Consider the following 21,327-nt stretch of genomic DNA (forward strand, 5'->3'; position numbering starts at 1 on the left):
AGGGAGCCGGAGCTTCCAGCTTAAAGTTTTCAGCCATGTTGTAACCAGCAAGAGCCTTGTAGTCACTAGACTTGAGCTTACCCTTCACAAAAGTGAAGGTAATCACACAGTTCTTACCGCAAGCCACTTCCTTGACGCCACCTTCATCTTTCAGGAGGAACTTGTCGGCAAGGCCTGCCTTTTCAGAAATGGAATTCTGGGCCTGGGGAGGAATGCCGGCAGCTTCGTACATGTAAGAAAGCTGCTTGAAACGGGCGTCGCGATCTCCTTCGATAGCCTTGACCGCAGCATTGAAAGCATCCTCGGTCTTCACAGTCGTAAGGGTTGCATAAACCAGCCGCCAAGCCATGCCGTACTGGTCCACGGACTGCCACTGTTCCTGAAGAACGCCATTGGATTTTTCGAGGTAAGCGCCCACCTGCTCGTTCACAGACTTCTGAGCCTGATCGTTATAGCCACCCTTGAGAACCATCATCAACGCAAACAGGCCGATAATGAGCACGATGTCTGCAATCAACAGAATTTTGAATTTCTTTTTGTCCATAAGTATCCTTTTGCAAGTTTTTGCATATAGAATTTACTTTCTAATTTACAAAAAACAAACAAACTTTTGAAATTTTTAGCGATTTTTACAGAAATATCCCCCTTTTTTAGTATATTACAGCCTATGAGCGATCAAAAAACAAAGGAAATGCTCCCGTCGCAAGTCATTTTTGAGAACTTGAAGGAACTGATTCGTGCCAAAAACACCGCGCACGAGTCCATGTTCAAATTCCACTGGAAAAAAATGTGGCCGTTTAGGCTATTCTGGCCGCAGGTGGACTTTGAGCGCATCGTGCGCCTCATGAGCGAAATTCGCAAGAACACCATCAACCAGAAGAACCTGGTGCTGCAGGCGAAATCCAAGGCGAAACCATTCGAAAAAACTTTCCTGGACGCCGTTCCCGCCTACCTTGACGCCCTTGACGTTTCTTGCCAGAAACTTTCGGCAGCGGCCCAGTGGAAGCAGGACATGCTCTACAAGCGCATCCACAAGGATGTCAAGCTGCGCCGCGACGTGGCGGAATGGAGCAACATCCTCAAGGACTACGAAAACGCCCAGGGAAACCTGGTTCGCGCAGGAGCCATTGTGCAGCTGGGGTGGGGCGAAGTGGTCCAGAATTTAAATACGTAGAAAGGAGATGCCCGCCTTCGCGGGCATGACATTTTCATGCCAGAAGTCAGCGTCATCATACCCGTTTACAATACCGAGCCGTTCCTTGGGGATTGCTTGGGCAGTGTGTTGGCACAGACTTTTACCGACTTTGAGGTGATTACCGTCGATGACGGTTCCACAGACAAAAGTGCCGCTATCATCGAAGGATTTGCAAAGAAAGATTCGCGCATCGTCCCCCTACAGCAAGAAAACAAGGGACCTTCCGAAGCCCGTAACACGGGAATTAAAGCCGCTCGCGGAAACTGGATTACATTTGTAGACAGCGACGACATGCTGGCACCCCATTTTCTACAAAAGCTATGGGACGCCGCAAAGCAAAACAACGCAAGCATTGCCTGCAGCGACAAGCAACTTTTCTGGAAAGAATCCGAAATTGACAACAGAATTGCAGTAACGTCACAAGTGATTGCACTCTCCCCCGAAAAAGCGTTGCAACGGGCTCTCTACCAAAAAGAAGGTCCCGATTATTCCGCTTGGAGCAAGCTCTACGATGCCCAAATCTGGCAAAGCCGCAGGTTCACTCCAGGAATCTATTTCGAAGACATGGACTGCATTCCGCAAGTACTCTTGGAAGCTAAAAAAATTGCATTCGTTCCCGAGCCGCTTTACCTGAACCGCAGACATGGCGGTAGCATTCTTGCAACCGCATATGACCACAGGAAAGCAGAACTGCTGAACATCGCCGAAAGAATCTGCACTCTTGTAGAAGGCAAGGGCTCAGAACTCCAGCGTGCAGCTCGCAGCAATCTTTTTAGCTCGAGCTGCAGTATCCTAATGCGCACACCCGACACCGACGAATTCAAGGACTTCCGCGACCGAGCCTGGAGGCACATCAAGGCTTTGCGCGCAGAGGCCCTGTTCAATTCCAACAGCCGCACACGCAACAAGGTGGCCGCCCTGATTTCTTTTGGAGGTCGCTCCTTCTTCGAAATGGCAGTTCGGAGGTTCGGATGATTCCCAAGAAGTTGCATTACTGTTGGTTTTCTGGCGAACCTTTCCCCGAAAGCATCCAGCGCTGCATTGACAGCTGGCACCAGTTTTTACCCGATTTCGAGTGGATCAAGTGGGACCTCGACAAGGCGCAAGCGCTTGATATCCCCTGGGTCAACAAGGCGCTCGCCCAGAAAAATTGGGCTTTCGCCGCCGACGCCGTCCGACTCTACGCCCTATATACCGAAGGCGGACTTTACCTGGACTCCGACGTTGAAATTCTGAAGTCCTTTGACGACCTGTTGACGCGCCCCTATCTCTTTGGCTACGAAAACGGTTCCAGGCGAATCGAGGCCGCAACGATGGGCTGCGAAGCAGGGTTCAGCCCGATGAAGGTCGCACTAGACTTCTACAGGACTCAGGAATTCAACTACTCCGAAAATATGGTAGACCAGATGGTGCTCCCGAACATTCTGCGCGAGTCGTTCAAGGATTTCAATGACCTGCAAATCATGCCCGAAAGCGTATTTTCGCCCAAGAGCTTTATCGACGGAAAAATTCGCAGCACCGCAAAAACCTACTGCATCCACCACTTCCGCAGCAGCTGGCGACCGGAATCGATCCGCAAGGGAATTGAACGCAGGCAGGCACTATTTGCAAGGTTCCCGCAGCCAATTGCCAAGGTGCTCGCATTACCGCTTGCACTATGGACAAACCTGCAGACACTCGGGGTCGCGGGCTGCTTGAAGAAAATTTTCAAAAAACTTTTTTAAGAATAGATTGCTTCGCCCACACGGGGCTCGCAACGACGCATTCTCATCGTTTTAGTAAAAAGCGCGGAATGAACAGCTTCGGGAAACGCTTGAGGAACGGCAGTGAGAAAGAGCAAAGTTCAGGCAACCTGCGCAGGGCTTCTTTCTTGTCGGCATAGCACAGCGCCGAAAACCAGTGCGACATCCAGATGCGGCGGGCTTTCTTGTAGAGCTTGTGCGAAGAGTACTTGTCCAAGACCTTGAGCGTATTTTCGTAGAGCCAGTCCTTATGCCCCGAAATGTTCGTTGAATGGGTGCGGTAATAGCAGCACACCGTATTCAGCACCGGCAGCGGTTCGTAGCGGTACAGGAACGAAAGCATCATCTGCAGGTCTTCGATGACGAATTCTTCGCTGTAGCCGCCCATGGCGCGGAAAGTTTCGCACTCGATCATCTCGGTGCAGCCGTGAAGCTCCTTCTTGCCGAGGAAAATGTCGGCGAAGGTCACCTCGGGAACCGCCGAAGTGTACCGCGGATCAGGGGCGCTGTCGAGATTTCCTTCGGCATCCATCCGAATTACCTGGCCAAAGCAGACGGGCTTGCTGCGGTTTGCCTCCATATAACTGCTCTGGATCTGCAGGCGGTCCGGCGGCATCACGTCATCGGAGGCGAGCGAACAGAAATACTTGCCCTTCGCCATCGAGAGCAGTTCGTTCATCGTCGGCACAAGCCCCTTGTTTTCGCGGTGCACATACTGGAAGCGGAATTCCTTCTGCAGGCGTTCCAGGATTTGCGGAGAACTGTCGGAGCTGCCGTCGTCAACGACGATGAGTTCAAACGAGACGCCTTTCTGAGACATCACGGAACGCACCGCCGCCTCAACAAACTTTTCATGATTGTAGCTAGCCAGCAGCACCGAAACAAGGGGCGCAAGTTCACGCTGTTCCGTTTCTTCGCCCTGGGCAAAGGCCTTCACATAGACGTTCTCGGTCATCTTTTCGGCAAACATGTTCGTTATGGAGTATTCCACTTGAGCCTCCGCACAACGACATAAAGCACCACCATGTACACGAAGTTTTCAAAGGCGTACGCCATCATGGGGCCGTTAAATTCAAACAGGCAGATACCGACATACGCCCCAGTGGCAAGCAGCAATTCCGAACCTATTTCAATCACCAGGAACTTGACCGTTTCGGCACGGGCGATGAGCACAAGCGCAAGCGCAAAGCCGCCCGCCCTGAAGAAATCTCCCACCAGCTGAATCGGCAAATAGTCAACCGCGCCCATGTACGCCGACGAAAAGAGCAGCTGAACCAAGAGACCGCGGCCCAAGTAAAGTGCCACCACCATGACTAGAGAAATACCCATGATGCGGAGCAGCAGCGGATGGAACATCTTAAAGAATTCACTGCGGGTCATTTGGGGCGACACTCGCGGCAACAAGATGACCGTCAAGATGGCCGACATCGCCATGAAGAGAAAATCGGATATTTTCCAGACGCTCTGCCAGATGCCCGCCGCATCGCCGCCGAAATGGGTACCGACAACCGTTCGGATGAAGGTGAGCACCAAAGGCGTTGCCACCATCGGGACAAGACCCATCATCACGTACGAGAACCACGGGCCGCGCGTATCGAGAGCAGTCTTCCAAATCTTACGCACGCTAAAACCGGCGCGGCTAGCCATCTGGATAGCAAAGATGGCTGCTACCACCGACTGGGTTGCAATAATAGAGAGCACCGAAAGATGCCCCGTATACAAGAAGAAAGCCACCCACAGCACCTGCCAAATGGATGCAACAATGTTGATGGTCGCCCACTTGCGGTTTTCGCCAAGGCCGTTCATGACCGCCGCCGTGATGGTGATGATGTTCATCGCAAAAATTCCGGGCAAGGCAAAAAGAATGGCCGCCTGTGCAAGGCGCGTCGGGATTCCCGGCAAAAGAACCTGCAGCGGAGCCGCAAAGCAGAACACCAGTGCAACCACAAATGTGAAAAGGCTTGCAAAAGTCGTCAGCCGAATGCCACCGCGCCAGATGCCAAGCAACTTTTCATGGTTGTCCTTATTTTGCGCAGTCAACGCAGTCCAACCGTTCTGCATCGCCAAAGAAGAGGTCGCCTGGCCAATCGTCATCAAGTTGAGGAACTGGCCTACACAGGCAAACATCGCCGGCGGCAAGAAGATGGCAAGCAGCTTGTTGATGGCAAAAGCGCGGAGCGCGTTGAACAGGGTGACTGCACTGGAGCCCGCAAAAAGTTTCGCAAATTTCAAATTGGAGGACATCGTTAGACTTCTTCTATAGATTGCTTCGCTACGCTCGCAATGACGTCAGACAAAAATGTTAATGGATTCAATGACATGGGCGACTTGTTCGTCGGTCATGCCGGGCCCCATCGGAATGCTGAGTTCCGTGCAGGCGAGCTCTTCGGCAATCGGAAGCGGGCCGTGGCGGAGTTCTCCACGCGAGAGCGCCCCCGCAAAAGCCTCTTGCAGGTGCGGCGGGATGGGGTAATGGATTAGCGAATCGATACCACGGTCCTTGAGGAACTTCTGTAATTCGTCGCGGCGTTCGCAGAACACCGGGAACACATGCCACACGTGCGACTGCGGATTCTCGGGAACATTTGTCAGGCGCACCAGCGGATTCTTTATTTCGGCGCAGTAGCGAGCGGCAATTTCTTGACGGCGGCTGTTCCACTCGTTGAGATGCGGAAGCTTTGCAAGCAAAATGGCCGCCTGAATTTCATCGAGGCGAGAATTCACGCCCACATACCGATTCACATACTTTTCAATGGAGCCGTAATTGGAAAGCGCCCTTATCACCTGGGCAAGCTCCAGGTCGTCGGTAACGACCGCACCCCCGTCGCCCATGGCGCCGAGGTTTTTCGTCGGGTAAAAGCTGTACGCCGCCGCATTAGATTGCTTCGCTTCGCTCGCAATGAGGTTTCTATCGTCTAAAACAGCTCCGTGAGCTTGGGCCGCATCTTCAAACACGAGCAGGTCCCTCGACTTCGCAAACTCACCTATCGCAGGCATGTCGGCTAGGCGACCGTACAGGTGAACCGCCAAAATGCCGCGGGTCTTTGTAGAACAGGCCGCTTCTAGACGAGATACATCCAGGTTGCAGGTATCGCGGTCGGGTTCCACCAGAACCGGAACAAGTCCCGCCGCACACACTGCAAGGACAGTCGCCACAAAGGTGTTCGCAGGAACAATAATTTCATCGCCTATGGCAAGGCGACCGAGAACGATTTCAGCACGGAGCATCAGCGTTAAGGCATCGAGTCCGTTACCGACACCGACACACGCGTTTGCGCCACAATAGGCCGCAAAGGATTCTTCAAAAGCCGTACAACGGGTACCACGGATATACCAGTTCGATTTGAGAACCGCATCGACAGACTCGCCCAGCGACGAGCCCAAATCACGTTCCACGTAATCTAGCGAATAAAAAGGGACCTGCAACATTATTTATGAAAATAGTAAATTAGAATTTAGCCTTTTCCCTAGAAGTTTTACTATTTTCTTGATATGTACGAAATATTGCCCTATAGCGCAAAAAAAGAATCCCGGTGGGACCACTTTGTCATGGAAGAATCCGTGAACGGGACTTTTCTGCAGACGCGCAAATTCCTGAACTACCACCCCGAAGGGCGCTTTGTAGACGCATCGTTCTTTGTGGAAAAAAGCGGCATTATTGTCGCGACGGTTCCCGGATGCAACATCGACGGCAAATTTATTTCGCACCAGGGATCCACCTTTGGCGGGCCCATCATCTCGAAAGACTTTTATTCAGGCGCAAAGATTCTTGAAATCATCGGGGCAATCGACCAACACCTGGTAGAAAACTTCAAAGGTTCGCGTCTAAAGCCCACTGCAGCCCTTTTTGCAACGGCTCCGACCGACCTGCTAGACTATGCACTGGAACACAAGGGCTACAGCCGGCACACGGAACTCAGCTGCTGGACACCCCTCTGCAAAGAGGCCGACCCACTTGAAAACTGTAAGCGGGAGTGTCGACACAACTTTAGGCAGTCCGAAAAGCTGAACCTGACCTACGGCGAAATCCCCGACGCAGAAATGGAAACATTCTACAGGTGCCTAGAGCTTTCCAAGGCGCGCCACAACACCAAGCCGGTGCACACGCTCTCGGAACTCCGCGAACTCAAGGAGAGATTCCCCGAAGAAATCCTGTTCCGGGGCATTTGGCAAGACGGCATATACCTTTCGGGCATGATGATCTTTGCATTTAAACAGGCGAAGGCGTTCCACTTCCAGTACCTCGCCCCAGACGATTCCCGACGCGAGACAAACGCGACGACGGCCCTTTTCGTGAACGCCATGCGGGAAGCCGCCCAGAAGGGATTCGTGAAATTCTCCTGGGGAATTTCAACCGAAGACGGCGGCGACTACCTAAACGAGAACCTTTACCGGTTCAAGGAAACATTCGGAGCGCTCCCCTGCGTGAACGCCCGTTACGAAAAAACTTTTTAAACCATGGGTAAAACGATGAAACTGCTCACTCAAATTTTATCTGTCCTGATGCTTTTTGCGGCATTTGCCGTCGCAGACACCACTCAGACCGTCAAGGACTCTGTCAGCGCCAGAGATGTTCCCAGCCAAGCCGCAAAGGACAGCCTAGAAAAGAAACATGCCGTATGGATCAAGTTGGAAGGCGACGTGGAACCGACCATGTTCGACTTCTGTGCACGCGCCATCGATGATGCCCTGAAAGAAAATCCGGACTACATCGTGTTCGAGATCAACACCTTCGGTGGACGGCTCGACGCGGCATTCGACCTGGTGGACACCATCATGGCCATCAAGGGACCAACGACCATCGCACTCGTGAAAAAGAAGGCTATCAGCGCAGGCTCGCTCATTGCACTTGCCTGTCAGAAGCTCTACATGCTCGAAGCGACCACCATCGGTGACTGCGCCCCCATTGTGCAGGGCGGCGACGGCACTCCGCAAATCATCGGCGAAAAGATTCAGTCCCCGCTGCGTGCGAAGTTCAGGAACCTGGCCCAAAGAAACGGCTACCCAGAACTTCTAAGTTCGGCATTTGTGACGCCGGAGCTTGAAATTCTGGAACTCACCGCCACTCTCGACAAGGGCAAGAAAACGGAACGCGACACGACGCTTATCATCGAAGGACTGAAATACGACGTCCTCGACAGCGCCGAAAAGAGCTTCTGGGGCACTCCCAAGATCCTTGTCAAGGAAGGCGAACTTTTGACCATGACCGACAAGGAAGCCATGGAACTCGGATTTTCGAAGGGAACCTTCAAGGACCGCGAAGATTTTGAGACGGCTCTTGCCATCGAAAGCAGAAGCGAAGTTGAGACGACTCTCGGAGAAGACATCGCATCGGCAATCGCTGCCATTTCGGGACTGCTCCTGATTCTTGGTTTCGGCGCGCTCTACATTGAATTCAAGACGCCGGGATTTGGGCTCTTCGGCATCATCGGCATCATCTTGATTGGCATCGTATTCCTCGGGCAGTTCGCACCGCAGCTCGACGGCTACATTCCGGCCATTCTGCTCGTTGCAGGCGTAGCGCTGTTCCTAGTCGAAATCTTTGTGATGCCAGGAACGTTCCTATTTGGAATCGGCGGCATCGTGTGCATGATTCTCGCCTTGGCACTTTCGTTCGAGCCCTCGGAGATGCCCGAATACGTTCCCGAAGCCATCGAGACGACCTTCGACGCGACTCCCTGGCTCTTGGGGCTGCTATACATGTTGTGTTGTGCAGCAATAGCGCTCGTGTTCCCGATCGCCGCAAGCAAGTACCTGATTCCGCTACTCCCCGAAGGATGGACTCCGATGCTCAAGACCGACCTTGAAACCGCGGCATCGCCGACCGAAGCCGTCGAAACAGTATCCATTGGCGACATTGGAACTGCAAAGACTTTCCTCCGTCCCGTCGGCCAGGCAAGCTTCGGTATGACAGACGGAAGCACCAAGCTTTTTGACGTGCAGACTCACGGCGAAATTATCGAAGCCGGCCAGAAGGTCAAGGTGGAATCCGTGCAGGAAGGCCACATCTGGGTTGTACTAGACGAATGATCCTTATAAAGCCAGACTTTTACGACAAATTCAAATGCACCGCTTCGCGGTGCAGCGACACCTGCTGCGTCGGCTGGGAAATCGACGTGGACAAGCCATCGCAAGAGGCATACCGCAAAGTGGCGGGGGCTTTCGGCGACAGGCTCCGCGAAAACATCGTCGACGGACATTTCAAGTTGCTCCCCCACGACCGTTGCCCTTTCCTAGACAAGGACAACCTCTGCGAAATCTACCAGCAGCTGGGCGAAGGGTCGCTCTGCGACATCTGCCGCGAACATCCGCGCTTTGTAGAAGTCTACGGAGACATCATGGAACGCGGACTCGGGCTCTGCTGCGAAGAAGCAACAAGGCTTCTGCTCGAAGGCGAAGGGGCGCTGCAGCTTGTTTCTGAAGAAATCGATGAACCCGAAGACGAACTCGGCGAGGACGACGAGGAAATCCGAAACGAGGTGCTCTACGAGCGCGAGCAAATTTTCAAGTTTCTGGCGGACGATTCGGCACCTTTAAGCGAAAAGCTCTACAACGCCTTCGGCTGTTCGAGCGAATACCCGTTTGCGCCGCTTGAAAATGCGGAAGCCTACCTGGAGCTCCTTGAAAAGACAGTCAGCTTCGGCCCCGCCTGGGACGAGGCGCTCGCACGAATCCAACTCCGCATCAAGGCTCCCTTAAAACCCAATGGGCGTGCGGCGCCCGTCACAGACCAAGGATTCTTTTCGGAAAACGAGAGCAGAAGGCTGCTCGCCTACCTGACCTACCGCCACTACGCCAAGTGTCTCTTCGAAGGTTTCGAACAGGGCAAGCGACTGTTCCCCGTATTCTTCTGGAATGTAGTGCGGTTCTTTACGAGGGAACTCGCCGGAACACTCGACGCAAACCCCGCCGATGAAGCGCAGTCAAAGCAAGTCAAGATCGATGCCATCAAGATTCTATCAAGGCAGCTGGAATACGCCGAGGAAAACATGGTGCTGCTGGAACGCGCGCTAGAAGGCGCAGAAGAATAGAACTTGCGGTACATTTGTATATTGTATCAAGTACAACCAAAAAGGACATCAACATGAAAAAGAGCTTCATCTTGGGACTTGTGGCCGCATTCACCTTTTTCGGCTGCGCACAGATTGACGAAACGGAACGCGGCGTCGTTCTCCAGTTCGGCAAGTACAGCGAGACGTTCGAGCCCGGCCTCAACTTCTACAACATCATCACCAAGGAAGTCGTCCGCATCCCGGTCAGCACACAGCTCGAAACCGTCAAGATTGAATCCGGCTCCAAGGACCTACAGACCGTCTACGTGGGCACGAACGTGAACTACCACGTTGATCCGCTGAATGTCGACAAGATTTACTCCAAGTACGGCACCCGCTATGTTTCTACGATTCTCCAGCCCAAGATCAAGGAAACCATCACAGGCATCACGCCACAGTACGTCCCCGAAGAGATGCTCCAGAAACGCGAAGAAATCCGCAGCCGCATGGAATCAGCACTCAAGGCCAAGCTCGATTCCGCGGGCGCGCATATCATCATCGACGGCTTCACCATCACCGAATTCCTGTTCAGTCGCGCATTCAACGAGGCCATCGAGGCCAAGCAGGTGCAGGAGCAGGAAGCCCTCAAGGAAAAGAACATCAAGATCAAGATGGACTACCAGAACGAACAGCGCGTCGCGAAAGCCAAGGCAGACTCCGCCGTGATTGCCCTCCAGATGGAAGCGCTCAAGAAGCAGAACGGCAAGGAATACCTGATGCTCAAGTGGATCGAGAAGTGGGACGGAAAGCTTCCGCAGGTGAACGGGAACGACAAGGTCATCCCGATGATCAACATGCAGTAAAACTACCGCTCGGTATCGAGCACATGTTTACGCCACTTCCCGCTTTTCCAGCGCCGCCAGAAAATTAGCGGCGCTGTTCCATATACGGCGACAACGGCAATCCAAGCAAAATGTGCCGGCAGGTGGAACATGTACGCGGCAACGTAGAGCGCCCCCGCAACACACCAGTTCATGATAGCGCAGGTAAACATCACCCACACGGTATCGCCCGCACCGCGAAGCGCACCCGCATAAATCACAAGCAAGACTTCCACGAAAATGTAGAAGGTCGCAATCCGCAGCATGAAAATGCTCATGGGCCGCGCCGCAGCGAAAATCGCCAGCGCCTCGGCAGAGGCTTCAGCCGCATCGGGCTTAAAGATGTCCGTGAGTATACCTGGCAAGAAGATAAAGAAAATGCCCATCAGCAAGGAATATCCCCAACCGAGCTTGAGTCCGGAATAAGTCGAACGCGATGCCGCGGCACCGTCACGGGCGCCCACGTAACGCCCCACAAGACTCGTAGACGCCACTTCAAGGCCCATCAGCGGAACGTAAGCCACCATGTCCCAGTTGAACATGACCGAAGACGCCGTGGCCGCCTCGGGCCCGAGCGCATGGAACATGAGAATCAATAGCTGGAACGCCGCCATGTTCAGGCACATTTCGACACCCGAAGGAATTCCCTTCTGCAGAAGTTCCTTGGTCAAGGGCCAGCTAAAAGCAAACGCATAACGGGTACGAAAACGCTTGTGGCAGCTCTTGCCGAAAAATTTCGCGAACAAGATCACCGTCGAGACCAGGTTCCCGATCAAGGTGCCATAAGCAGCACCCGCCACGCCCAAAGCAGGAATCGGGCCAAAGCCGTAAATCAAGAAGAAGTTGCAGACGACATTCACAATCATGCCGGCAAAGGCTGCCTTCATCACGATCTTGGTTTCGCCGATACCGCTAAAGAAACACGGAGCCGCATTGCGCACCAGGTTAATGATGCCGCCAAACATCAGAATGTTAAAGTAAGTCTTCTGGTACTGCAGTTGGTCTGCCGGCAAATGTTCCATTCCAAACACAAAATGGCCTAGCGGAATAGTCAAATACAGTAGCGGCACCGAAATCAGCGACAGGTAAACCGCCTGCATAAACACGCGACCACAATCCCAGCGTTTTTTGCCCCCCAGGCGCTGCGCCACCATCGCCGTCGTGTAGCTGATGGCACCGGTAAAGAACATGGTGAGCGCAAGTTGCACCGCCCCCGCTCCAAGGGCCGCATTCATTTCAGCAGGGCCAAGCTTCGAAAGGAACAGGCGATCGATAAATGTCATGATTGTGTCGAAAGACATCGACATGAGCATGGGAAGTGCCACTACGAGCACATCCTTTACATCACCGTTTTTCTTGAATTTAGACGGTCTGTAGAACTTATTGAGTATCGCGTCGACCATATTGGGCGACAAATATAGAAATTTTTACAATTTATGCAAGTTTCTATCGAGCAGCACTTTCAAGTTTCTTTTTTAAGGTTGAAAGGACTTCTTTCTTTTCGGTATCAGGGCGAACCTGGAGGCTACCTGTATACAGGGCATCGACAAGCCCGTTTGAAAGCGCTTCGGATGCCTTGCCCTGGTCGCCCAACTTTTTTACCTGGAGTTGGATTCCTTCGCTAGAAAGCGAAGCCGACACTTTTTTCAGCGTTGATTCATCTTCTGCGTTTACGACGCCCACCGTCACGGTCACTGCAGTCACTTCTTTTTTGAGGGTTGCATGCTTACGGGCGCAACAGTCAAATCGAGCCGCAGCAAAAGAACTTAATAAAGCACATAATAAAAGTATTTTCTTCATAGTCCACCCTAGAAATCAAACATAACTTCGACGCCAAAAATCAGAGAAGGATCGTTTTTATTGCCTTCGGACGGCCAATCTTTATCGTCAGGGATATCGGCAAGAACCATCGAGATAATATTTATTTTGTAACTGGGAACATTAAAGTAGAACCGTCCACCGACGCGCCACGATTGCAAATCTTCATCTTTTTCTAAAGTATTCGTATGGTATTCAAGAGGGATACCGATACTTAAGGATTCCAGCAAGGCTACGCTCGGTTCTACCGCTACAAAAAAGTATTCCGGACGAGTTGTCATTTCCAAGAATGTACGTTCCGGGTCATCGATAACCGCATAGAACAGAGAACCTATGATGCAAAATCTCGAAAATTCAAACGACGGTTCAGCCAAGAATACATGATTCGATACCGCATCATCGCTAGCCAAGAAGACCGAATGATAACCGTATAATCCATGCAAGGCAAAATGTTCCGACGAAAGCGAAATATCTAGCCCAGCATAAAGTTCATTAAAATCCTTTCGCTGATAGCTTTTGTAATCGGCATAAGGGCGAAATACCTGGCCTGCAATTTCAAAATCGTAAGCGGCATGAATTTCGTACGTAAGGCCTTCTTTGCAATCCATTCCCATGTATTCGCCGAACATATAGTGGTAATAGCAACTTTGGTCGTTACTTCCGCTACCAAAGCCGACATTGAGTTGCAAGCCATTCCACAAGAATTCAACGCCGCGAATAGACTTTTGCCTTATGCCCGCAGCATCGTCCCGAGGGTCGCCAAAATCATAATAATTTTTGAACAGACCTTCGAAATAATTTAAATCGCCAATACGAAAAGCCAAGCGTTCCGAAGGTGCATATTGAACATAGGCTCCGTTAAAAACGACAGTCGGGTGCACAGGATCCATGGTTGCGTCATCGCCCATATCCATGCCTTCCATCTCTTCCATTCCATCCATCGCCATTCCCATCGCTTCAATTTCGAGCCATGCAGACCAACGATCGTTAAAACGGACATCGAAATCCAAGTCCAGCATTGATTCATAACGATGCACGACGTTCGATTCATCAGTATTCCAGTCGGCATAAGCGTGAACCATAATCATTCCCGAAAGGTCCAGCTTAGGACGCTCAAAGGCAAGCGACAAGCCGACTAATAGAAGGACATATAGTAACATTCGTTTATTCATACAAATAAATTCTGGCACCCGTAACGCAACTTGTTACTTTTTCAAACTCTTAATAAATTCGTCGATATAACCTGTTACCGTTTTCACGTCTTCGGCAGAGCCCCAATGGGTATTGTGGTCGGCACCTTCGACTTCGTGGAACACAACACTTTTTGCTCCAGAAAGTCCCTTTTGCAAAGTCTTCTGAGATTCGCTGTCGAACAAGGCATCTTTAGTACCCCATATGATTTGAACATCGGTCTCAATCGAAGAAAGACGCTTGGTATTATCAATTTTCAATAGATTCTTGACCAGGTATTTCCACACATAGTAGGGAACTTGTTTCAGGTGTTCCAGATTGGCGGCCTGAAAATCCTTATCCGGATTCGTGCTGTAGCCCCACGCCTGAATAAAGCTCTCGGGGAGTTTCTGGGTCGAATCGTATGCATAAATGCCATCGAACGATTCATCGTCGGTACCGTTCACAAGCCAATCCAGCGTGGCATTTTTCTTGTCGACCGAAGCGCCCGAGCCAATCAAGGTGATTGAAGAAACAATTTCTGCGTTCGTGATGGATAATTCCTGAGCAATAAAGGCTCCAAGCGAATGTCCCACAATGTGAACTTTTTTCAGGCCAAGTTTTTCGACAAAGGCTGCTATATCGCTTGCAAGTTCAGCAACGGAATACGAAGATTCATCAATCGGCTTGTCAGTTTTTCCGTTGCCGCGGTATTCGGGTACATAAACGCGATAGCCTTTTTTGGCAAGCGACGGTGCCACCTGCGACCAAGAAACTCGACCATCGGTAAGTCCGTGAATCAATACGACCGGAGTTCCCTTTTCATCACCCGTCACTGTATAGGCCAAATGTATTCCCGTTGCAAGGTCAACCGATTTTTCTGTCCAGTCGACATTCTGGTATTCGGCAAAGCTCTTTGTCGTAAAGGTATTGTTCTTGCCCATAAAATGATGCCCGTTCACCTGAGCTTCATCTTCAAAGGCATAGACATCTGTATTGCTGCTCCCCACATGAACAACATCGGCACTTCCAGAAAAATCGACACGGCCAGAACGCTTGATGAGCAAATTTCCGGTCACCTTGACATTCTTTAGGACCGTTGCACCTGGCGTTGTCGTAGAAACCGTCAGCACACCATTGATTGTTGTATCTTGCAAGAAAATGAATCCATCTTGAATATCTTCATCTCCAAGCGTCAGGTCGCCGGCGCTAAGTTCTTCCATATGATGGCCATGGTGCTCTTCGTGGGAAGTTTCTTCTTCGTGAGATGTTTTTTCTTCGGGGGCGCTACTAGAATCATCAGAGCAGGCGGCAAAGAAAAGTGTAGAAGCAAGAATTGCTGCCGAGAATAAAGCAAAATTATTATGAATTGTCATTGAAGCCTCCGTTTGTATTGGTTTTAAATCGGGCTCAATATTAGATTTTACGGAGGTTTACGTCCAATACTATTTTTTCATGGCAATTGATAGCTCTTTTCTATAACAAGTTCATTTTATCGTGAGCAAACGGCTTACCTCAAATTCAAAGTCCAAGCAAGAAATTACTATATTTGACCCACTATGTTTTCACAGCTGACCGACTCTCTAGAATCTACCCTCAAGAACCTGCGCGGGCAGGGCAAGCTCACCGAAGAAAACGTCGCCGAATCGCTGCGCGAAGTGCGTCGTGCGTTCCTCGAAGCCGACGTAAACTTCAACGTGACCCGCGACTTCGTGAAGGCCGTCAAGGAAAAGGCCCTGGGCTCCGAAGTGCTTACCTCGGTGACCCCCGGCCAACAGATTGTGAAAATCATCCACGACGAACTCGTGGCCGTGATGGGCGGCGAAACAAAGGAAATCAACCTGTCGGGCCCCGCTCCGGTGGGCATCATGATGGCAGGCCTGCAAGGTTCGGGTAAGACGACCTTCGCCGGCAAAATTGCCCTCTGGATGCGTAGCAAGAAAAAGCGAAAGCCGCTCCTGGTGGCCGCCGACGTGTACCGCCCCGCCGCAATCAAGCAGCTGCAGGTGCTCGGCAAGTCCATCGGCATTCCCGTTTACGACGAAGGCCAGGGCAATCCGGTCGAAATCATCAAGCACGGTTACCAGTACGCGAAGGACAACGGTTTTGACTTAGTCATCTACGATACCGCAGGCCGCCTGCAAATTGACGAAGAGCTGATGCAGGAACTCGAAAAGGCGAAGGAAGCGGTCCACCCCGACGAAATCCTGTTCGTGGCAGATGCTATGATCGGTCAGGAAGCGGTGAACGTGGCTGAAACCTTCTGGCAGCGCCTTTCGTTTACCGGCGTTTGCCTTTCGAAGATGGATGGCGACACCCGCGGCGGTGCAGCGCTCAGCATCAAGAAGATGACGGGCGTGCCCATCTGCTTTATCGGTGTCGGCGAAAAACTTTCGGACATTGAACTGTTCCACCCCGACCGCATGGCGAGCCGAATACTTGGCATGGGCGATGTGGTGACACTCGTAGAACGCGCTCAGCAGGTCATCGACGAAAAAGATGCGAAGGACCTGAAGAAGAAAATTCTCAACAACACCTTCGACCTGAACGACTTCTTGAACCAGCTGCGTACCATCAAGAAGCTCGGCCGCATCAAGGACATTCTAAGCCTGATTCCGGGCCTGAACAAGCTCCCTATCGACCAGATTGACGAAAAGGAACTGGTTTACGTGGAAGCGGTACTCAGCTCCATGACGCCCAAGGAAAGAAAGAAGCCCGACATTCTGGACGGCAGCCGCAAGGCACGCGTGGCAAAGGGTTCCGGCACCGAAATCGGTCGTGTGAACGCCGTGCTCAAGCAGTACGAGACCATGAAGGAAATGTTCAAGAAAGTTGGCGACATGGCACGCAAGCAGAACAATGGCGGTGCCGTGGGTTCCAACTACACGCCGCCTAAAGACAAGAAGAAAAAGAAGAAAAAATAAAAACGAAGCCCGCCAGTCAACGAACCGCGCGGGCTTTTGCTTTAATAAATCGCTTTAGTGATTCTCAAGCTTGCTTAAATCTGTAGAAAGCATTTTCCAGAGGCGGGACGCGAAAGGTTCCGCCCATTCTTTTTCGGGAGCCACGCGGCTCGTGGTCGCAGCGGTAAATTCAGAATACACCAGGAACACGAGTTCTCCGTAGCGAGCATCCCACAGCGTCCAGAGTATCTGCCAAGTGTAGCCACCGCTCTTGCCGAGGTCTGTGTCCATGCGCACATTCAATACGACGGGAATCGATACGTAGCGCAGTTCGTAGCGGCTCGCGAGCGCATTCAGCAAGTTCTTGAAATCCTTCGAAAGTTCGCGAGAAATATCCTGTTCTATCCCGTCGCGTTCCAGCCACGGGCTCATGTCGCTAAGTTTTTTGCCATCAGCAAAGACAGATTCCAGTAGCATGAAAGACAAGCTGTCGAGATACGAAGAATCCGCATCAGGGAGACGCATGCCCGGGAGCATGAGCTCGCGGCGCATCTTGGGGAATGCCTTGACCATCAGGGAATCTTCGACGCGGGCCAGGTCGAAGTCGAGAGCGTCGGCGCTGTAGCTGTGGCAGAACTTGCATTTTTCGGGGCGGTCGGCCTTGACCGAAAGCGCCGGGAACACGCCCCACACCGCCGAAGAATCCATGCGGCTATAGGCCTTCTTGTTCCACTCGCGATAAGACTTTTCGTCGCTAATTTTCAGTTCGATATCGCCGCGGGTGCCGCATTCCTGGCAGGGAGCATCTTTCATGCTCGCATCGCCCGAAGCATCGTCGCCACCCTGGCTACCGGCACAGCCTGCAAGCAATAAAAAAATCATGCAGAAAAAACATGCTAAAGCAAATGTGATTTTATTTACCTTCATTTTTCATCACTCATTTTTCATTGCTCATTAATTTACACCTGCCTCGGTTTGCCCGTCCAGCCAAGCTTTTCGCGGAGAGCACCGACAAAACCCGTATGGCGCATGCGGATAAAAGTCGTCACCAACTTGCTTTCGGCAAGGGTCACCACATCACCCGGCTTGAGCACCACCGTGGTGCGGCCATCGAAGACCAAATCCAGCGGACGGTCGACCGCAGATTTCATCTCAAGCTTCTTGGACGAAAGCGACAGCACCAGCGGACGCACCGAAAGGCTCCCCGGCGCCACTGGAGTCAGCACCACCGCAGGAGTCGCGGGGTGAATGATCGGGCCACCTGCTGCAAGATTGTAGGCAGTGGAACCTGTCGGCGTCGACACGAGCAAGGAATCCGCCCAGTAGTCCGTCAGGGCAGTTCCGTTATATGCCACGGTCACATTCACCATGCGCTCGGGCGCGTGCGCACGAACATGGACTTCGTTCAGCACGGTCTGTTTGGCGACCTGTTTCTTGCCGTGGTACACCACCGCTTCGATCATCATGCGCTCGCGGGTCGAAAAGTCGCCCGCAAGTAAACTATCCAAAGTCTGAGTAAGACCTTCCACACGGCTTTCCGCCAGGAATCCGACTCGACCCGCGTTCACGCCCAGGATGGGCGTGTCGTGCCCGAGCGCCATGTGCGCCGCCGAAAGCACCGTGCCGTCGCCGCCGATGGCCAAGAGCAAGTCCGACTTGCAAAGCGCATTTTCCTTGACAATCTTGATAGGCTTGCGCACCAAATCCTTCAGATTGTTCAACACGCAGAACGTCACCTGCGGATGTTCGTCCGCCCACGTAGAAATCATGTCGAGGGCAAGAGCTAGGTCCGGATTCTTGTCCTTCCAGCCCACGATGCCAATCGTCCGAAAACGGATATCGCCTTTTTTCATATTAGCTTTCCTCCGGTTTCGCTGTCGCCTGTTCAAGCAGCTGTTTCAACTTCTGCAAGACGCCCGGGTATGTCGATTCCACCAATTCGGAATTCGCCACCGGCTCGTCGTTTCCAAGCGCAACCGAAAGCACCGACAGGGCAAGGCCGTTCTGCGGCACATCTCCCCCGTCGAAGTCACTTCCGTTCACAATCGTTTCAAGTCCGCGAATCACTAGGCCATCGTCGTAGACGCCCACTTCGGCGCCCGTCTTTCGCAAGTTCTCGGCGAGCGATTCGTTGATGGGGCGCATTTCCTTGCGGAGCTCCTTGGGAATTCGCAGAATAGTTTCACCTTCGGCAAAGCAGGCGGCCACCGCCAAGAACGGATATTCCTCGATTCCCGTCGCAATGGTATCTTCAGAAAAACGCCTACCCTGCAGGCGCTTGCCCGATGCAAGCGGATACACCATCACGTCACCATAGACATCGCCGAACCTTTCGCGGCGGCTCACCGTCTCGAAGTTTCCACCCATGCGTTTCAGGCATGTGAGAGCTCCCGCACGGGAGCTGTTCAAATCCACATTCTTAAGCGCGACTTCAGTATTCTTCGGAATACCCGCAATTGTCGTCAAGAGCACCAGCGCCATCGCCTCGGTGGTATCGCCCGGAACATAGTAGTCGCGGCCCGTAATCACCTGGGTTTCCGAGATTTCGGTAAACTGCGTGCGTTCAATCTTCTGCCCGCGCGCCATCATCATGCGGCGTTCCAGCTCCGTAAGCTGTTCCATACCGCGCGACTCGTACTTGAGCGAGACGCCAAAGTACATGAGCATCTTGGTCCACTGGTCGTGAACCGAGCCCTTTTCTTCAAACGACAAGTATTCGCCGCGGATCAGCGTCCGCAACAGCAGGCGGTTGCGCATCACCGTCGAGATGTTCCCGAGAGAATCCTTCTTAATTGCAGGTTCTTCGGCGGCAAAAGTGAAGGTGAATTTCGCCGGTTCATCGGTGAGGGGTTTCACCTTGAAATACTTCTGCAAAAGTTCCTTGGCGTTTTCCACCTTCGCAATGCCCGATTCATCATTTTCAGCGGCGAAGGTATAAATCAGTTCCACATCCTTGGAGGCTAGCGTCCAGAGCATCACAGAGCGAGCTTCGCTCAAATCCATCGGGAGCATGTTCGGGAGCGCATACTGGAAGCCCTTGCCTTCAAGCACCAGCTGGTGTCCTTGCTGCACATAGGAAAGCCCGAATTCCTTGAGAGCTTCAGCAAAAGGTTCTACACCGGCGGCAAAGGAAAAATCTTCAAAAACGGTGCGGCCGTTCACGAGCAGCGCCATCACCAGCGCAAGCTCCATGCGTTCGCGGTCGGGGTTCAACACAAAATCCATCAGCGTTCCTTTACGTCGTAGCCAAGCTGATTCAAAATCTGCATGGCGCGGCGGGCCTCGTCGGGGGTCTTGAAAGCAAGCAGAAGCGTGCCCGCAATATTTTCGCGGACCTTCATCAGTTCTATGTCGCGAATGTTCAATTCGCTTTCGGCAAGCGGCGAGAGCACCTGCAGCAATGCGCCCGGCACATCCTTAAGCGGTACCGTAATTTCGGAAAAGGCTGCAGCGGCGTTGCGACCGGGAGCAAACAGGCTCGCACGGCCCTCGTTACCGGCCCTGAACACCGTTTCCAAGTCTCTGGAACGGTCATCGGCAGCGGGGCGACCATCGCTTACCACCTGCAAGTTTTCCATCGCGGCAATCGTCTTGTCGAGACCCGCACGCACGTCCTTAAGCGCCAGCACCGTCTGGTCGCGGTTGGTGACCGCAATGTCGTGCCACATGTTCCAACCAGAGGCGGCAATGCGCGTCATGTCCCTAAAGGCGCGACCCGCATAATGCTGGTAATTGGGCTTCACCAGGCGTTCGGGCATGCTCGCTGCAAGCGTCGAAGAAAGCATCTGCGGCATGTGGGACACCCAACCCATGGTGCGGTCGTGGTGTTCCGGCGGAAAAACAACCGCATTGGCACCCACGAAAGAAATCAAGTCCAAGAGCGGCTTGTAGGCCGATTCGTCCACGTCTTCGGGCGGGCAAACGAACCAATAGGCATTTTCAAAAATCGAAGGGTCGTTGTATTCGAGCGTGCGCTTTTCGGAGCCTGCCATCGGGTGGCTACCCACGAACACGAACGGCTTGGGGAGCTTGGAACCTGCCTTGCAGATTTCCACCTTGGTGCTCCCGATGTCGCTCACCAGAATCTGCTTTTCTGCAGGAAGTGTCGACAGGTCCATCTGCGACAAGTTCTCGATAGTCTTTAAAATATGCAGAATCGGGGCGCAAAGCAAAATCATATCGGAGCCGTTCACCCAGTCCTTGATGTCATCGTAGCCAAAGCATTCGTCGGCAAGGCCGAGTTCCTTGGCACGAACAAGCGTAGCGGGGCTGCTCACCGCACGCACCACCGTAGGCAATTTCGCCTGCTTGATAGCGGCGGCAACGGAGCTTGCCAAAAGTCCAAAGCCAACGAAGGTGATTCGCATCATTCCTCCACCTTCCGGGTTTCCTGCATAATGACCTGGAAAATATTCTTGATCGATTCCGGCGTGAGCGGGCCCTTTGTCAAGGAAGACACCTTTTCGAGAACCGCCTGTTCGCGCGTCGCGTCAAAGACCGGAAGCCCCAGCTGTTTCTTGAGCTTACCAATCTCCGTGGCGTAAGTCGCCCTCTTGTTCAAAAGGGCGATCAGTTCATCATTCAGTTCGTCAATACGCTTACGCCAGTCTTCAATATTCATAGTAA

The 21,327-nt window shown here is 52.5% G+C and carries 21 protein-coding genes; 8 read left to right on the top strand and 13 right to left on the bottom strand.

Translation table 11 applies throughout. The features are described 5' to 3' along the window. Nucleotides 1–544, bottom strand: a 544-nt coding sequence (locus ACKI61_RS12060) for a hypothetical protein (protein WP_407457937.1), incomplete at its 3' end; no start/stop codon positions are given. A 123-nt stretch (nucleotides 545–667) separates the two neighbouring features. On the opposite strand from ACKI61_RS12060, the gene ACKI61_RS12065 reads away from it, so the two are divergent. Genes ACKI61_RS12065 through ACKI61_RS12075 form a run of 3 tightly spaced genes read left to right on the top strand, consistent with a single transcriptional unit; the run spans nucleotide 668 to nucleotide 2,919 of the window. After that, nucleotides 668–1,174 carry a hypothetical protein gene (locus ACKI61_RS12065; RefSeq protein ID WP_407457938.1) on the top strand — a complete coding sequence of 169 codons (507 nt, stop codon included), beginning with the start codon at nucleotides 668–670 and terminating at the stop codon, nucleotides 1,172–1,174. Between the two features lie 36 nt (nucleotides 1,175–1,210). Then, the gene (locus ACKI61_RS12070; RefSeq protein WP_407457939.1) at nucleotides 1,211–2,170 is read left to right on the top strand and encodes a glycosyltransferase family 2 protein; all 960 of its coding nucleotides are present in this window, start codon (nucleotides 1,211–1,213) and stop codon (nucleotides 2,168–2,170) included. Next, nucleotides 2,167–2,919 carry a glycosyltransferase gene (locus ACKI61_RS12075; protein ID WP_407457940.1) on the top strand — a complete coding sequence of 251 codons (753 nt, stop codon included), beginning with the start codon at nucleotides 2,167–2,169 and terminating at the stop codon, nucleotides 2,917–2,919. Before ACKI61_RS12070 ends, ACKI61_RS12075 begins: the two co-directional genes overlap by 4 nt. A 43-nt stretch (nucleotides 2,920–2,962) precedes the next feature. Here the strand turns inward: ACKI61_RS12075 and ACKI61_RS12080 are convergent, their stop codons facing one another. Genes ACKI61_RS12080 through ACKI61_RS12090 form a run of 3 tightly spaced genes read right to left on the bottom strand, consistent with a single transcriptional unit; the run spans nucleotide 2,963 to nucleotide 6,366 of the window. Next, nucleotides 2,963–3,928 (bottom strand): glycosyltransferase family 2 protein, encoded by a 966-nt coding sequence (locus ACKI61_RS12080; protein WP_407457941.1) that lies wholly within the window; start codon nucleotides 3,926–3,928, stop codon nucleotides 2,963–2,965. Next, nucleotides 3,913–5,181 carry an O-antigen translocase gene (locus ACKI61_RS12085; protein WP_407457942.1) on the bottom strand — a complete coding sequence of 423 codons (1,269 nt, stop codon included), beginning with the start codon at nucleotides 5,179–5,181 and terminating at the stop codon, nucleotides 3,913–3,915. Before ACKI61_RS12085 ends, ACKI61_RS12080 begins: the two co-directional genes overlap by 16 nt. Nucleotides 5,182–5,226: 45 nt before the next feature. After that, nucleotides 5,227–6,366 (bottom strand): DegT/DnrJ/EryC1/StrS family aminotransferase, encoded by a 1,140-nt coding sequence (locus tag ACKI61_RS12090; RefSeq protein ID WP_407457943.1) that lies wholly within the window; start codon nucleotides 6,364–6,366, stop codon nucleotides 5,227–5,229. Between the two features lie 63 nt (nucleotides 6,367–6,429). On the opposite strand from ACKI61_RS12090, the gene ACKI61_RS12095 reads away from it, so the two are divergent. Genes ACKI61_RS12095 through ACKI61_RS12110 form a run of 4 tightly spaced genes read left to right on the top strand, consistent with a single transcriptional unit; the run spans nucleotide 6,430 to nucleotide 10,792 of the window. Then, nucleotides 6,430–7,392, top strand: coding sequence for a GNAT family N-acetyltransferase (locus ACKI61_RS12095; RefSeq protein WP_407457944.1), 963 nt, complete (start codon nucleotides 6,430–6,432; stop codon nucleotides 7,390–7,392). A 15-nt stretch (nucleotides 7,393–7,407) separates the two neighbouring features. After that, nucleotides 7,408–8,967 carry an NfeD family protein gene (locus ACKI61_RS12100; RefSeq protein WP_407457945.1) on the top strand — a complete coding sequence of 520 codons (1,560 nt, stop codon included), beginning with the start codon at nucleotides 7,408–7,410 and terminating at the stop codon, nucleotides 8,965–8,967. Next, on the top strand, nucleotides 8,964–9,968 hold the full coding sequence (gene fliB, locus ACKI61_RS12105) for a flagellin lysine-N-methylase (RefSeq protein ID WP_407457946.1): 1,005 nt from the start codon (nucleotides 8,964–8,966) through the stop codon (nucleotides 9,966–9,968). Before ACKI61_RS12100 ends, fliB begins: the two co-directional genes overlap by 4 nt. Before the next feature lie 53 nt (nucleotides 9,969–10,021). Further along, complete coding sequence (locus ACKI61_RS12110; protein ID WP_407457947.1) at nucleotides 10,022–10,792, top strand: prohibitin family protein; 771 nt, start codon at nucleotides 10,022–10,024, stop codon at nucleotides 10,790–10,792. Nucleotides 10,793–10,794: 2 nt separating this feature from the next. Here ACKI61_RS12110 and ACKI61_RS12115 read toward each other — a convergent pair whose 3' ends face one another. Genes ACKI61_RS12115 through ACKI61_RS12130 form a run of 4 tightly spaced genes read right to left on the bottom strand, consistent with a single transcriptional unit; the run spans nucleotide 10,795 to nucleotide 15,174 of the window. Next, the gene (locus ACKI61_RS12115; RefSeq protein WP_407457948.1) at nucleotides 10,795–12,213 is read right to left on the bottom strand and encodes an MATE family efflux transporter; all 1,419 of its coding nucleotides are present in this window, start codon (nucleotides 12,211–12,213) and stop codon (nucleotides 10,795–10,797) included. Nucleotides 12,214–12,256: 43 nt separating this feature from the next. Continuing rightward, nucleotides 12,257–12,610: a MetQ/NlpA family ABC transporter substrate-binding protein gene (locus ACKI61_RS12120; protein WP_073057889.1), complete on the bottom strand. Its 354-nt coding sequence runs from the start codon at nucleotides 12,608–12,610 to the stop codon at nucleotides 12,257–12,259. An 8-nt stretch (nucleotides 12,611–12,618) separates the two neighbouring features. Continuing rightward, entirely contained in the window at nucleotides 12,619–13,800 is a 1,182-nt protein-coding gene (locus tag ACKI61_RS12125) for a hypothetical protein (RefSeq protein ID WP_407457949.1), read from the bottom strand. Nucleotides 13,801–13,833: 33 nt separating this feature from the next. Further along, on the bottom strand, nucleotides 13,834–15,174 hold the full coding sequence (locus ACKI61_RS12130) for an alpha/beta fold hydrolase (protein ID WP_407457950.1): 1,341 nt from the start codon (nucleotides 15,172–15,174) through the stop codon (nucleotides 13,834–13,836). 183 nt (nucleotides 15,175–15,357) lie between these two features. On the opposite strand from ACKI61_RS12130, the gene ffh reads away from it, so the two are divergent. Next, a complete protein-coding gene (ffh, locus tag ACKI61_RS12135; protein ID WP_407457951.1) occupies nucleotides 15,358–16,722 on the top strand; it encodes a signal recognition particle protein in 1,365 nt (454 codons plus the stop codon). Between the two features lie 54 nt (nucleotides 16,723–16,776). Here ffh and ACKI61_RS12140 read toward each other — a convergent pair whose 3' ends face one another. The 5 genes from ACKI61_RS12140 to ACKI61_RS12160 form a co-directional block, all read right to left on the bottom strand. Next, nucleotides 16,777–17,583 carry a hypothetical protein gene (locus tag ACKI61_RS12140; RefSeq protein ID WP_407457952.1) on the bottom strand — a complete coding sequence of 269 codons (807 nt, stop codon included), beginning with the start codon at nucleotides 17,581–17,583 and terminating at the stop codon, nucleotides 16,777–16,779. 77 nt (nucleotides 17,584–17,660) lie between these two features. Then, nucleotides 17,661–18,554: an NAD(+)/NADH kinase gene (locus ACKI61_RS12145; RefSeq protein ID WP_407457953.1), complete on the bottom strand. Its 894-nt coding sequence runs from the start codon at nucleotides 18,552–18,554 to the stop codon at nucleotides 17,661–17,663. Nucleotide 18,555: 1 nt separating this feature from the next. Beyond that, nucleotides 18,556–19,926: a 3-phosphoshikimate 1-carboxyvinyltransferase gene (locus ACKI61_RS12150; RefSeq protein ID WP_407457954.1), complete on the bottom strand. Its 1,371-nt coding sequence runs from the start codon at nucleotides 19,924–19,926 to the stop codon at nucleotides 18,556–18,558. Continuing rightward, nucleotides 19,926–21,071 (bottom strand): prephenate dehydrogenase/arogenate dehydrogenase family protein, encoded by a 1,146-nt coding sequence (locus tag ACKI61_RS12155; RefSeq protein WP_407457955.1) that lies wholly within the window; start codon nucleotides 21,069–21,071, stop codon nucleotides 19,926–19,928. The genes ACKI61_RS12150 and ACKI61_RS12155 overlap by 1 nt, the downstream gene beginning before the upstream one ends. After that, nucleotides 21,068–21,322 (bottom strand): chorismate mutase, encoded by a 255-nt coding sequence (locus ACKI61_RS12160; protein WP_407457956.1) that lies wholly within the window; start codon nucleotides 21,320–21,322, stop codon nucleotides 21,068–21,070. The genes ACKI61_RS12155 and ACKI61_RS12160 overlap by 4 nt, the downstream gene beginning before the upstream one ends. Nucleotides 21,323–21,327: the final 5 nt, after the last annotated feature.

Origin of the sequence: Fibrobacter sp., assembly GCF_045601785.1 — a bacterium.
In the GTDB taxonomy this organism is placed as follows: Bacteria; Fibrobacterota; Fibrobacteria; order Fibrobacterales; family Fibrobacteraceae; genus Fibrobacter.